The following is a 12855-nucleotide window of genomic DNA, read 5'->3' as shown; positions in this document are numbered from 1 at the left end:
GAGGAGTGAGGGTATTTAGAAAACGGGGATAACGGCTCCGTCATATTTTTCTTCGATGAATTCCCGTACTTGAGGATCAACCAGAAGTTCGTTGAGGGTTTGGATACGGGGATCGTTTTCTTGTCCGCGCAGGGTGGCTAGTCGGACGGCGTAGCGTGAGCCTTCTGGGTTTTCGAGGGCGATCGCATCCTCCCGTGTATTCATCCCTGCTTGCACCACGAAGTTGCCGGTAATGATAGAGACATCCGCATCATCTAGCGATCGCACCAGAGAAGGCGCTTCAATTTCAACAATTTGCAGGTTTTTAGGATTCTCAACAATATCCTTGGTGGTTGCCAGTTCTCCAACTCCCTCTCGCAGCGTAATCAGCTCATTCTCTGCTAAAAGCTGCAAGGCACGATTCAAATTCGTGACATCATTAGGAACAGTGATTGTAGCATTATCAGGAAGTTCATCTAGCGACTGAAACCGTTTTGAGAAGGCACCTACCGGGTTCAGGTGAATTGCGTTGAGCGGCACCAGATCAATCTCATGCTGCTTGCCAAAATCTTCCATAAATGGAATGTGCTGAAAGTAATTTGCGTCTAACTCGCCTTCCTTGAGAGCCAGGTTGGGCTGATTAAACTCATTAAATTCAACGATTTCAATCTCCAGCCCGGCTTCAGGAGCTAACTCATCTCGCACAAATGCCAGAATTTCCCCTGCCGGAACAGGCGTAACTCCAACCGTCAACACTTCATCTTGAGCAGGCTGTTCGCTTTGAGTGGTTTGCCCAGAGGATGTAGTTTCAGGAGTAGAGCAGCTTGAAACTAAGGTGGTTAATGTAAAAGCTGCCGTCAATAGAACAAATAGACGTTTGAGGGGTACAAAGTTAAATTGTCCTTACTTTGAGTTCATCCTGTTCAACCTCATTGAATCGCTCAGGGTAGATGACTAAAATGCCAATCACAGTGCAGGAATCACGGAACCTTGATATTCCTCCTCAATGAACTGTTTCACTTCTTCTGAAGTGAGTAATTCAGCTAGCTTCTGCACGTTTGGGTCTTGCTCCCGGTCAGGTAAAACAGTGAGTACATTAGCGTAAGGATTGTCCTCGGCAGTTTCTAGGGCAAGAGCATCTTCACTGGGGGACAGGTTAGCCTGCAAGGCATAGTTACCGTTGATGATTGCCAGTTCTACGTCCTCTAAGGCACGGGGCAGTTGGGCGGCTTCTAGTTCAGCAAATTCAAGGTTTTTGGGATTCTCTTCAATATCTTGTACTGTCGCTTCTACACCTGCACCTTCCCGTAGGGTGAGTAGTCCCTGATCTTCTAAGAGTTTGAGCGATCGCCCCAAATTGGTTGCATCATTGGGAATGGCGATCGTTGCTCCATCGGGAACCTGTTCTAGAGATTCGATTTCGTTCGAGTAAATGCCTAGTGGCTCAATGTGGACGGGTGCGACAGCCACCATTTCAATTCCCCGTTCTGCGCCAAAATCTTCCATATAGGGAACATGTTGGAAATAGTTGGCATCAATTTGCTCGTCATTGAGTGCCAGATTAGGCTGCACGTAGTCTGAAAATTCTACGATCTCAATTTCTAAGCCAGCTTCCTCTGCCAGATTGTCTTTGACATACTGCAAGATCTGGGCATGGGGAACCGGGCTCACACCAACAGTTAGCGTTCCACCTTCTGCTTGTTCTGCTGCGGGCGATTCACCCGCAGGTGACTCACTCACTTCTTGGGAAGGAGTGCAGCTTGAAATGATAGTTGTAGCCGCGAAGGTGCTGGCTACAACTAAAAGAAATCGACGGCTAAGTGAAAGACGGACATTCTGGATCTTCATGATGGTCATACCTCAACAGGCTGCCTCACAGTGGGCAGTTGTAAATGTTCTCGCAATGTGGTGGTGGTGTATTCAGAGCGAAACAGTCCCCGGTGCTGTAGCTCTGGTACAACCCAATCCACAAATTCGGTAAACGTTCCGGGTAAGTGAGCCGGGGAAATCACAAATCCATCGCAGGCTTTTGCTCGAAATAGGTTCTCCATCCAATCGGCAATTTGTTGGGGAGTGCCTGCGATTTGAGGGGCTAAAACTCCTTGACCGTAAAGCTGACCAATATCGGCTAAGGTAAGATTTTCCGATCGCGTTAACTCTTGAGCGACTTCCAACAGTCCCCGCAACCCCTTAAAGGGAATGTCCACAAGGGGCTGGTGTAAGTCATGTTGAGAGAAATCATAGTCGGCATGGCTAGATAGGGTAAAGAGTCCAACAAGTGGATGAATTAAGTCATTGTGGAAAGACTGTTTTGCTTTGGCGATCGCCTCTGTTTCTCCCACAAAGGGTGTAAACGTGGGAAGAATTTTGCAGTCATCAGGGTGTCGTCCAAACTGACTCAGACGAGACTTAATATCGTCATAAAACGCCTTCATCTGAGCAGGCGTATGCTTGATCTCAAAAATCACTTCTGCCCACTTTGCCGCAAAATCTTTGCCGCGATCGGATGATCCCGCCTGGATGATCACAGGTTTTCCCTGAGGCGAGTGGGGAACTGTCAGTGGACCACGAACATTAAACCATTCTCCTTCGTGGTTGACATAATTGACCTTACTGGGATCGGCAAAAATGCCGTTTTCCTGGTCAAGAATCAGTGCATCGGGTTGCCAGCTATCCCACAGTTTTGCGGTGACCTGAATAAACTCATCTGCCCGGTCATAACGGCGATCGTGGTCTAGATGTTGCTCTACGCCAAAGTTTTTTGCTTCAGCCGTGCGTCCGGATGTAACGACGTTCCAGGCAGCTCGTCCGTTGGATAAGTGGTCTAACGTGGCAAACATCCGCGCCAGATCGTAGGGCTGATAGTAGGTGGTCGAGCGAGTGATCCCGATACCAATATGCTTTGTGACGGTTGCCATCACCGTTGCAATCAGCATGGGATCAAGTCTCACCATTCCCTGAGCGCCGTACTGCAAGCCCACTTTAGGACTATTGCCATACTGGTCAGGCAAGGCAAGCGCATCAGCAAAAAACACCAGATCAAATTTGCCCCGCTCCAGTGTTTGAGCAATGGTTTGATAAAACTCAGGCTGCAAAAAGCCTAACTCTGTCTGGGGATGCCGCCAAATCGCGTGGCTTAACACCACGTGAGAGGAATGCATGAACCCAGCCAGATGCAGTGTACTCATGAGTAATAATCAGGCTTAGGAAGCTGTTGGTTAAGTGCCCAGTCACCGATCGCCCGAATTTTGTAGTCCACCGGGTCGTGTAAGGTAAACGTGCGAAGGTTGCGCCAGTAGCGATCGAACCTATATCTAGAAGCCGTTGAGCGAGTACCCATTACTTCAAAAATGCGGCTTGTCACATCCAGTCCAACTTTGGTCGCGAGAATCTTGGCAGAAGCGATCGCCACCGCACATTTCCCTCTTTCCTCTGCTGTGAGTTGATCCCCTCGCTCCCAGGTTGCTTGAACCTGTGTATTTGCCTGATCAGTCAGAGCGATCGCCGCTTGCAAATTCACCCACATCTCACCGTAGTGCTGCAAGATGTAAGGATCTTGTGTTGCCTGCTCAACTCCAGAAGTCAACCACGCTCTGCTCTCCGTCCGAGTGTATGCTTGAGCTGCTTCCAAAGCCCCCAGTGCAATGCCGAGATAGATGTTGGCAAAAGTGATTTGAGTCAAGCAAGAGCGAATGGTTTTGAACACACCATTGTTTAAATCAGGGCGCAAGATCTCTTCTGGTTGAACAAGCACATTATCAAAAGTGATGCTGCCACTGTCAGTTTGCCGCTGACCCATGTTGTCCCAATCACCATTTACTGTCACACCCTCACGAGCAGTAGGGACAATGGCGATCGCAAACCCCTCCACTCCAGGCAACACAGCACTCACTGGAATCAGGTTGGAATCAACGGAACCCGAACAAAAACTCTTGATGCCATTTAACCGGAAGTAATCTGCCTCTGGGGTAAGTGAGACACGACGGTCAAGCGGATTAAACCCGTTACACCAGAACCAGTTATTTTCTGCCGTAAGTTTGTAATATCGCTCTTTTTGTTCTGCCGTTCCAAAAATGTGTGGAGCAGTCGCCCCTAAATGGTGATAGGAAAACAGATGAGCAATGGAGCTATCTACTTTAGCAAAGTCTCGCGTAATCTGAAGAGCCGTTGTCCAGCGATCGCCAATTCCGCCATATTCCTGGGGAATCACCAGCCTGAGCAAACCGCTCTGCCGCAGCTTGTCGCGCTCGGTTTGGGGCGTGCCCCCCTTTGCATCCCGCTCAACGGCAGTTGCAGCAAACTCTTGAGCCAGTGATGTGGCGATCGCCCGGTAGTCCACTGCTTGAGAATTTTGAGAATTTACAGCTTGCTCGACTGCTAATGACATGCTTCCAATGTTATTCCGTGCAATGGACTGAATCTGTAGCTCCACGACAATCTACAGTAAATTGATAGATTTACCGTATTAATTCATCATGATTTCACAAGCACCGTCAAAAATCAAGCCTTACGGTGCTGGATTGGGATAGCGGTGATGTACTGCTTCAATTTCTACTAATATCTCATCACTCAGAATCACTTCCAGGCTGTCTAAATTTTCCTGCAACTGTTCCAAGGTGGTTGCGCCAATGACGGTACTGGTGACAAACCAACGGCTTTGCACGAAGGCGATCGCCAGTTGAGCCGGAGTAAGATTATAGCGCTGAGCAATGTCAACGTAGGCAACCACAGCTTCCTTTACATTCGTTTTGAGATAACGCTGTCCAAACCCTTTGAATTGTGTAATTCTGGCTTTCTCAGGTTGTTTAGAAAGGTACTTCCCAGACAGCATCCCAAACGCCAGCGGGCTGTAAGCCAACAGTCCTACGTTTTCATAGTGACAGGTTTCTGCTAGCGCCCAATCAAACACGCGATTGAGCAAATTGTAAGCGTTTTGAATTGACGCCACTTTAGGCAATCCTAATTTCTTTGCAGCATGACTGAACTCAGAGACTCCCCAAGGCGTTTCATTACTCAAGCCGACATAACGAATCTTGCCTGCTTGAATCAAATCTGCAAATACAGATAGCTGCTCGGCAATGGCTACCGTTTCCCTTTCCTGAGTGGGATCGTACACAGATTGCCCAAACAGTGGAACATAGCGATCGGGCCAGTGAATCTGATACAGGTCAATGTAGTCAGTCTGCAACCGCTTCAAACTATTATCAACCGCTTGTTTGAGGTTCTCCCGGTCAATCGCTTTTGCTCCATTACGCACCCATTTCATGCCTCGACCCGGCCCCGCAATTTTGGTAGCAATAATCAGGCGATCGCGCTTCTGTTTCTTTAACCATTTACCGATGTAAGTTTCAGTTGCGCCATAGGTTTCAGCTCGGGGTGGTACGGGATACATCTCCGCTGTGTCGATGAAATTGATGCCCTGGGCGATCGCATAATCTAACTGTTGATGAGCCTCTTCAAGAGTATTTTGCTGTCCATAGGTCATCGTTCCCAGACAAACTTCAGAAACCTTGAGATCTCCCAACTCTCGGTATTGCATAGCTCCCCTCAAACTCCTCCAAAACTGTAAATGTACTTCCCTCTACTTCACTATTCCACTATCTCACCACTCTACTGCCCAGAAGAAGAGCTATGGCAATCCTATTTGATTGAAGTTTTTGAGATTGCAGGAGTTACGCAGAAGCAAGAGCTAATTCAACACAGTTTGTCTGGACAGGAGTTTCCATAACCAGGCTGTACCAATTCCCCACGTGCCGTTGATCAGTAGTGCCGTAATAATTGCGGTGGGATTTCCCCCAGTGGCGATGGGCTGCCCCTTGAGCGGAGCCACAATGAAGAAGGTAACAAGGGTGGGAACAATCGCGCCAAATAAGAATGTGGCAAACCAGTAGCGGCGATCGCCAGGTAAATAAGGAGAAATGGCAGCCAAAATCAATCCCCACACGCCACCCCAAAATGATAACGACCACACTTGAGGAATTCCGAAGGGCTGAGTTGGGTCAATAGAATAAGGCGCACGGGATGAGAAGTTTATACTATACAACAACGCTAATACACCTTGATGAAAAACTAACACTGCAATAAATCCAGCGGCAAAGGCAAACGCGAGTTGTAGTGACTGAGTTCTTTGAGCCATAGTATAGATACTCCAATGATTGATATATAGGAAAGGGTAAAGAACAAAAAACAGACGCACTGCTGCGCCTGTAACTTAGGAGAAACGGGAAACGGAAACTAATCTAGAATTTTGAGCTGACCCGGTTTTACCTTCCAACCAAATGCTTTAGACAAACGATTGGAAAGGCTGAATTGTCCAGCAACTTCACCCAATTCTAGAATTTCCTCATCGGATAATCCTTGATTGCGTAACAGTTCTAGGTCGTTGGGTGATAAGTCACTGTCTAACCGAGTGAGTTTTACGGCAAAGTCTAGAATGGCATGTTCGCGATCGGTTAAATGGGCTGTGCGATAGTCATTGGCAACGGCATTGGTGAGTGCGCGATCGCCCGTCACTGACAATAACTGAGCCTGGTGAGTCAACACGCAAGATTCACACCGATTGGTTGCAGAAACCACCACTGCAATCAACTCTCGCTCTCGATGGGATAACCCTCCAGCACTGTGTTGAATCGCATTGTAATAGTGCCACCACCGCAAGAAATGCTCAGGGTTAAGCGCATATCCATAGAAATAGGGATGGACAAATCCATAGGCATCGCGCTGTTGCTGAAATAGGGTTTTGATTTCATCCGGCAGCTTTGCTTCATCGGGCAATGCCAACCAGGATGCAGATGCATCATTCAGCTCTGTAGAAAGCTCCAAAACATTGACATCGCTGGAATTTGACATAGGAATTCCTTGAGGTTGTTAGAACAATTTTTCTCATTACCCGCGTTCAACGCTGACCCAATCGTGGCTATCAACAGCCATTAACAGTGCCAGAGCTGGAAAAACTTATGTCCAAAATACGATTAATAAAGTACGGCAAGTCAATCGAGATACCGTATTTAATTTGAAATATTCGCATACCTATTCAGAAAGCGCAAGCAGGCTGGCTGCTGTAAAATTAATCTACGGCAGTCTGATTGATGTACCGCGTTTTGCCCTAATGCCATCAATGTGGCTAATAGAACTTAAAGAGGTAGGTAGTCCGTGTCTCCGATTCCAGTCGTTAATATCCAACCCCTCATCACTGGAATTGGTGATCGCATTTTAGTTGCTGAGCAAATCCGGCAAGCCTGCCAAGACTGGGGCTTCTTCTACATTACGGAGCACGGAGTAGAAGAGCAGTTGCAACACGACTTAGAAGAACTCAGTCACCAATTTTTTGCTCAAGATTTCGACACCAAGATGCAAATCCGCATGGAGTTGGGCGGTCGAGCGTGGCGAGGCTATTTCCCGGTTGGGGATGAATTGACCTCTGGCAAACCCGACCAGAAAGAAGGGATTTATTTTGGGGCTGAGTTAGATGAGGCTCATCCGTTGGTCAGGGCAAGCACTCCGATGCATGGCGCAAACTTATTCCCGGATACGATTCCGCTGCTGCGTCAGACAGTGCTGGACTATATGAATGCCATGACTCAACTAGGGCATACCCTGATGACAGGAATTGCCCTCAGTCTAGAGTTAGAGGAAACTTATTTTAGCGATCGCTACACTTATGACCCGCTGATTCTATTTCGCATTTTTAACTATCCGTTCAACTCTTCAACTATTGATAAGCACTCCCTTTGGGGTGTTGGTGAACACACCGATTACGGCATTCTGACGATTCTCAAACAGGATAGCTGTGGTGGATTGCAAATCAAATCCAACGCTCAGTGGATCGATGCCCCCCCTCTCCCTAACACCTTTATTTGTAATACTGGCGATATGCTCGATCGCATGACGGGTGGTCTATATCGCTCTACACCACATCGAGTGTTGAATCAATCAGGGCGCGATCGCCTCTCCTTTCCTTTCTTTTTTGATCCAAACTTTAGCGCCGAAGTTAAACCGATTCAACATCTTTCACTTCATCAAAACGACAATAAATATGAACGTTGGGATCAAGCCAGCGTTCATGAATTTCGTGGAACCTATGGAGATTACGTGTTAAACAAAGTGTCCAAAGTGTTCCCGATGCTGCGTCAAGCAGTGTTATAGATTGGCAAGGGGTAAAGATGGATTTAAAGACACTCAATAAGGTGAATACGTCTCAGCTCAATCGCTCCTCAAAACGAGATCTTAGCGTTGCGAGTAAAGTATTTGCTGCATTGATCATTTTAGTCCTACTCTCCAGTTTTTTTGTGATTGTGAACGCGGGAGAACGAGGAGTTTTGATGCGGTTTGGGCAGGTTCAGCCCCAGGTGTTAGATGAAGGGCTGCACACGATTATCCCTATTGTGAATACGGTGCAGAAGTTGAGTGTTCGCGTGCAAAATCAGGAGATTTCAGCCGAAGCTTCTTCTAAGGATTTGCAGGAAGTTTATACCGATGTAGCGTTGAATTGGCATATTGTTCCAACGGAAGCAAACGTGATTTTTCAGGAAATTGGAGACAGAGTTGCTATCGTCGAACGGATTATTAATCCTGCGGTTGAAGAAGTCCTTAAAGCGGTGATGGCAAAATATACTGCTGAGGAAATTGTGACTCGACGAAATGAGGTAAAAGCAGAAGTTGATGATTTGCTGACAGAACGGTTAGCGGCTTATCACATTGCGGTAGATGATATTTCTTTGGTACATGTGCGTTTCTCAAATCGCTTTAGAGATGCGGTCGAGGCGAAACAAATTGCTGAACAAGAAGCCAAGCGGGCAGAATTTGTTGCCCTGAAAGCCAAACAGGAAGCAGAAGCACAGCTTAATTTGGCAAAAGGAGAAGCAGAAGCACAGCGCTTGTTGCGGGAAAATCTAACGCCAGAGATGCTGCAAAGACAGGCGATCGCCAAATGGAATGGCACCTTACCTCTCATTGTTGGCAGTGAAGGACCAAAACTTTTGGATTTGAATCGATTAATTCAACAAAGTGCCGGATTACCAACAGCTGGATCATCTAGTGTTGGATCACCTACTGCCGAGCCTTCTACCGCTGCGTCCTCCGCCGCTGCGTCCTCTTGAGCAGTTTGGTTCATTAACATTTGCTCAAAAGCGACTGCCGCTCGGCTTTGAAAGCGTTCTCGATGTTTGAGCTTCCACACGGGCTGAACAATGTCTAAAGTGGTCAGGCTTCCCTCTTGTTGAGTCACAGCGATCGCCCGTAGTGTTCCTAACTGCAATTCTTTCTGCACCATTAGGGCTGAGATTGCGGCGGCACCAATTCCCCCTTCAACAACAGATCTCACCATTTCACTGCTGGTTAAAACTAATACTACATTGAGTTGGAACGGCTTAATACCCAATCGCTCCAGGGTTTGCTCAAACACTTGCTGAACGCCCGAACCCGGCTCTCGCATCACCCATGATGTGGTGAGTAATTCCTCTACCTCAACTTTGCTGCGGCTGTACCAGGGATGAGTTTTCCCGACCACAATTTGGAGGCGATCGAGCCCGACTTCCTCCTGCTCCAGCAAATTCCGCAACGTGGGTTTGACCTCTCCATTCACTAGCCCCAAATCAAACAGTCCTGATGCGGTTCCTTCACAAATTTCCTCGGCGTTGGCCAGGGTACAATTGACCACAATCCCTGGATATTCTTGCTTGAATTGAGTAATTCGTTTTGGCAACCAGTAGTTCCCTACGGTGAGACTTGATCCCAGCCGCAATTCCCCTCGCTGCAAGCTGTTGAGTTCTCGCAGTCCACGCTCGGTTAAAACTACCTGGTCGAGAATCTTTTGCGCTTCTGCTTCTAGCAGTTTTCCGGCTTCGGTAATTTCGATGTGTCGCCCAACGCGGTGAAATAGGCGTATTCCATACTCTTTTTCTAAAGTACTGATAGCGGCACTGACGGCGGGCTGAGTAATGTAGAGTTCTTCCGCAGCACGAGTAAAGTGTAAATGTTCTGCGACAGCCAGAAAAATTCGCAATTGCTCAAACGTCATCAATCTGTACGTGCCTTACTTTCTAAGCATTAAATCCGGTAAATCAATCGAAATTTAGTACTTTAAATAATGCCATAACCTTTCCTACAACGCAATCCTAGTAGCTTCAAAGCTTTCTCAAAAAATGGATGCCTTAATACCAACAGCAAAATTCTGAATTATTTTAATGTTTGAAAAAGGTTTCTAAGCTACTTTTGACCTGAATGTGTAGTGCAAAAAAGAAGACGATCACCACTATTTCTCAATAGAAATAGCGAACTAGGCTTTTCACTTTTTCACTAAAAAAGAAAGATAAACCTATTTTCCTATGTAAAAATCGGAGAATTGAACACTGCTATGGAAAATTAACTTCACGCTGTTTGAGCTATTGTCAAACCTGCTCCAGGCAAGAGCTTTAAGCGTTCATAAATTACTTTTATCAATTCAAAAAGAAAGAGTATTTGATCCTATTCCTGCTTATCTCTACATTGGAACTCATGCTCTTCGCAACGGATCCTTGCTGAGGCAAACCAATCAGTTTATGCAGAAGCGATCGCGCTTTGTTTTTACATCAAACTACTGGAACTTGCCTGATGGTAAATCAATCAAACTCAAAACCTACTCGCAGCACACACGGCTTAAAGCCTGACTGTCTGCCATTTGGAGAGGTGCTGGCACAATCCTTTGCTGTAATTGCTCCAACTACGATTCCGGCATCCAACCTTGGATTGATTGTTGCCTTGGCAGGAAGCGGAACCTGGCTTAGCCTCCTCATTGGCATGGTTGGATTACTGTTTGTCAGCATCAATATCAATCAGTTTGCCAGCCGTTCTGCATCACCGGGTTCGCTCTATTCCTACATTGCCAAGGGGCTGGGTCCAACCGCAGGCGTAGTATGTGGCTGGAGTCTGGTACTAGCTTATTTGTTTACTGGAATGTCGGTGCTGTGCGGCTTTGCTAACTTTAGCGACATGCTGCTAGGGCATGTAGGAATTCATTTTTCTGCAATCACCTGGCTAACTTTGGGAGCGGCGATCGCCTGGTATGCCGCCTACAAAGACATCCAGCTTTCAGCAATGGCGATGCTGTGGATGGAGGGCGCGTCTATCGTTTTGATCTTGGTTTTGGCGTTGATTATTTGGACACACACGGGTTTTGCCCTGGATTGGTCGCAGTTAACCTTACATGACGCGACACCGGGCGGAGTGACGATGGGGTTAGTGCTAGTCCTATTTGCCTTTTCTGGATTTGAAAGCGCTACTTCCCTAGGTGATGAAGCAAAAAATCCGCTGCGGAGCATTCCTAGAGCTGTGATAGGCAGCGCAATTATGGCAGGGCTATTCTTTATTGTGACTGCCTACATTGAAATCTTAGGATTTAGCAGCACAGGCACGTCAATCACCACCACAGAAGAACCTCTCGGTTTTCTTGCCCATCAAGTGGGTGTAGGTTTTTTGGGAGATCTGGTGGCATTTAGTGCCCTGTTTAGCTTTTTTGCCTGTGTGTTAGGCAGCATCAATCCAGCGGCACGAGTGTTTTTCACAATGGCGCGTCATGGGCTGTTTCCCTCAATGTTGGGTGAGGCACATAGTTTCAATCGCACTCCCCATGTGGCAATCTCACTGTGTTCGCTGCTGATGTTTTTGGTGCCTGCGGGGCTGTCACTCTTTCACATTCCCTTATTCGCAATGATGGGATATCTGGGGGCGATCGCCAGCTATGGCTTCTTAACGGTTTATATTTTGATTTCCGTTGCAGCTCCCGTCTATTTGATGCAGATCAACAAACTTCGTTCACGCGATGTGGTGTTTTCGGTGGTGGGCGTTGGCTTCATGAGTTTACCTGTGTTGGGCAGTGTAGGAATTCCGGGAAGCAATCTGTTCCCTGTTCCTGAAGCCCCCTACAACCTGTTTCCCTACTTGTTTTTGCTCTACCTCGCTATCACCTGCGGTTCGTTCGTTGTTCAGCGCCTTCGCTCTCCTCGCACAGTTTTGATTATGGAGCGCAGTATCAATGAAATTCATGAACGATTTACTGCCTTTGAGCCAGTCGTGGTGCCATCTTCAGGAACTGGTCCACTACCCTCTTCCCCGTTTCCCTTACCTCCTGATCATTGAGGACTATCATCTGTGAATGAGTTACTGAAAGCCATTTCAACTGGATTTACAGCATTTACTGCCACTAACCTGGATGACATTTTGATCCTGCTTCTGTTCTTTTCCCAAGTTAATTCGGTGTTTCGACGACGACACATTGTTGCAGGGCAATATTTAGGATTTGTGGCACTGGTTGCAATCAGTCTTCCCGGCTTCTTTAGCAGTATGGTGCTGCCTCGCCCCTGGATTGGCATGTTAGGAATTGTCCCGATTGTGATTGGGTTGAGCCGTTTAATCAATCCCGTTCAGGATGAGGATGAAGAAGCCGAAGCACCACAGCCGCCTGAGCGTTCCTGGTACTCTAGCTTGTCACCTCAAGCCTATGGCGTGGCGGCCGTGACATTTGCGAATGGAGGTGACAATATCGGCATCTATGTCCCCCTATTTGCTAGCAGCAATGGACTCACTTTGTCAGTCATTTTGGCGGTTTTCTTTGTGCTGGTAGGAGTTTGGTGTTTTGCTGCCTATCGCCTAATGCAAGTGCCTGCGATCGCCAAATCGCTCACGGACTACGGTAATCAACTCGTTCCGTTTGTGCTGATTGGCTTAGGAATTTTGATTTTGATTGATAGCCACACTCTAGAAAATCGTGGTCTAGCAGTGCTGACGCTAGTAATTAGTGGTCTGTTTGGGCTACACCTGTTTCGCAGTGCAGCACGTCCCAACGTTGTGGTGACCAATCTCAAGCAAAATTAAAGGAGTCACTATGAATACCTAAATACA

At 47.2% G+C, this 12855-nt stretch carries 12 protein-coding genes; 4 read left to right on the top strand and 8 right to left on the bottom strand.

All coding sequences use genetic code 11. The features are described from left to right. Positions 1 to 15: 15 nt before the first annotated feature. From H6F88_RS08800 to H6F88_RS08770, 7 genes are all read right to left on the bottom strand, one after another. Complete coding sequence (locus tag H6F88_RS08800; protein WP_190642372.1) at positions 16 to 840, bottom strand: MetQ/NlpA family ABC transporter substrate-binding protein; 825 nt, start codon at positions 838 to 840, stop codon at positions 16 to 18. 105 nt (positions 841 to 945) lie between these two features. Continuing rightward, complete coding sequence (locus tag H6F88_RS08795; protein ID WP_190642371.1) at positions 946 to 1827, bottom strand: MetQ/NlpA family ABC transporter substrate-binding protein; 882 nt, start codon at positions 1825 to 1827, stop codon at positions 946 to 948. A gap of 5 nt (positions 1828 to 1832) precedes the next feature. After that, complete coding sequence (locus H6F88_RS08790; protein WP_199333515.1) at positions 1833 to 3140, bottom strand: LLM class flavin-dependent oxidoreductase; 1308 nt, start codon at positions 3138 to 3140, stop codon at positions 1833 to 1835. Between the two features lie 23 nt (positions 3141 to 3163). Further along, positions 3164 to 4366: an acyl-CoA dehydrogenase family protein gene (locus H6F88_RS08785; protein WP_190642369.1), complete on the bottom strand. Its 1203-nt coding sequence runs from the start codon at positions 4364 to 4366 to the stop codon at positions 3164 to 3166. A gap of 120 nt (positions 4367 to 4486) precedes the next feature. Continuing rightward, positions 4487 to 5518, bottom strand: coding sequence for an NADP(H)-dependent aldo-keto reductase (locus H6F88_RS08780; RefSeq protein WP_190642368.1), 1032 nt, complete (start codon positions 5516 to 5518; stop codon positions 4487 to 4489). A 150-nt stretch (positions 5519 to 5668) separates the two neighbouring features. Then, positions 5669 to 6115: a hypothetical protein gene (locus H6F88_RS08775; RefSeq protein WP_190642367.1), complete on the bottom strand. Its 447-nt coding sequence runs from the start codon at positions 6113 to 6115 to the stop codon at positions 5669 to 5671. A 98-nt stretch (positions 6116 to 6213) separates the two neighbouring features. Further along, positions 6214 to 6828, bottom strand: a complete 615-nt coding sequence (locus H6F88_RS08770) for a peroxidase-related enzyme (protein ID WP_190642366.1) — start codon at positions 6826 to 6828, stop codon at positions 6214 to 6216. A 312-nt stretch (positions 6829 to 7140) separates the two neighbouring features. Between H6F88_RS08770 and H6F88_RS34355 the strand changes: the two genes are divergently transcribed. After that, positions 7141 to 8124, top strand: coding sequence for a 2-oxoglutarate and iron-dependent oxygenase domain-containing protein (locus H6F88_RS34355; RefSeq protein WP_347277682.1), 984 nt, complete (start codon positions 7141 to 7143; stop codon positions 8122 to 8124). Between the two features lie 17 nt (positions 8125 to 8141). Further along, positions 8142 to 9077 carry a prohibitin family protein gene (locus H6F88_RS08760; RefSeq protein WP_190642364.1) on the top strand — a complete coding sequence of 312 codons (936 nt, stop codon included), beginning with the start codon at positions 8142 to 8144 and terminating at the stop codon, positions 9075 to 9077. Here the strand turns inward: H6F88_RS08760 and H6F88_RS08755 are convergent. Continuing rightward, positions 8978 to 9997, bottom strand: a complete 1020-nt coding sequence (locus H6F88_RS08755; RefSeq protein WP_190642363.1) for a LysR substrate-binding domain-containing protein — start codon at positions 9995 to 9997, stop codon at positions 8978 to 8980. The two genes, H6F88_RS08760 and H6F88_RS08755, sit on opposite strands and share 100 nt — an antisense overlap. 572 nt (positions 9998 to 10569) lie before the next feature. Here H6F88_RS08755 and H6F88_RS08750 point away from each other — a divergent pair. Both H6F88_RS08750 and H6F88_RS08745 read left to right on the top strand, forming a co-directional pair. Beyond that, the gene (locus H6F88_RS08750; RefSeq protein WP_190642362.1) at positions 10570 to 12093 is read left to right on the top strand and encodes an APC family permease; all 1524 of its coding nucleotides are present in this window, start codon (positions 10570 to 10572) and stop codon (positions 12091 to 12093) included. A gap of 12 nt (positions 12094 to 12105) precedes the next feature. Further along, positions 12106 to 12828 (top strand): cadmium resistance transporter, encoded by a 723-nt coding sequence (locus tag H6F88_RS08745; protein WP_190642361.1) that lies wholly within the window; start codon positions 12106 to 12108, stop codon positions 12826 to 12828. The last annotated feature ends 27 nt before the right edge of the window (positions 12829 to 12855 follow it).

Source organism: Oculatella sp. FACHB-28, assembly GCF_014696015.1.
Taxonomy (GTDB): domain Bacteria; phylum Cyanobacteriota; class Cyanobacteriia; order Elainellales; family Elainellaceae; genus JAAUTN01.
The sequence above is the reverse complement of the archived record's forward strand: the minus strand, read 5'-3'. Positions and strand labels throughout refer to the sequence as shown.

What these genes read in the sequence shown, in the direction of transcription:
- H6F88_RS08770 (WP_190642366.1), bottom strand. Translation starts at nt 6,828, where the DNA reads ATGTCAAATTCCAGCGATGTCAATGTTTTGGAGCTTTCTACAGAGCTG.
- H6F88_RS08780 (WP_190642368.1), bottom strand. Translation starts at nt 5,518, where the DNA reads ATGCAATACCGAGAGTTGGGAGATCTCAAGGTTTCTGAAGTTTGTCTG.
- H6F88_RS08760 (WP_190642364.1), top strand. Translation starts at nt 8,142, where the DNA reads ATGGATTTAAAGACACTCAATAAGGTGAATACGTCTCAGCTCAATCGC.
- H6F88_RS08775 (WP_190642367.1), bottom strand. Translation starts at nt 6,115, where the DNA reads ATGGCTCAAAGAACTCAGTCACTACAACTCGCGTTTGCCTTTGCCGCT.
- H6F88_RS08785 (WP_190642369.1), bottom strand. Translation starts at nt 4,366, where the DNA reads ATGTCATTAGCAGTCGAGCAAGCTGTAAATTCTCAAAATTCTCAAGCA.
- H6F88_RS08750 (WP_190642362.1), top strand. Translation starts at nt 10,570, where the DNA reads ATGGTAAATCAATCAAACTCAAAACCTACTCGCAGCACACACGGCTTA.
- H6F88_RS08790 (WP_199333515.1), bottom strand. Translation starts at nt 3,140, where the DNA reads ATGCATTCCTCTCACGTGGTGTTAAGCCACGCGATTTGGCGGCATCCC.
- H6F88_RS08795 (WP_190642371.1), bottom strand. Translation starts at nt 1,827, where the DNA reads ATGAAGATCCAGAATGTCCGTCTTTCACTTAGCCGTCGATTTCTTTTA.
- H6F88_RS08755 (WP_190642363.1), bottom strand. Translation starts at nt 9,997, where the DNA reads ATGACGTTTGAGCAATTGCGAATTTTTCTGGCTGTCGCAGAACATTTA.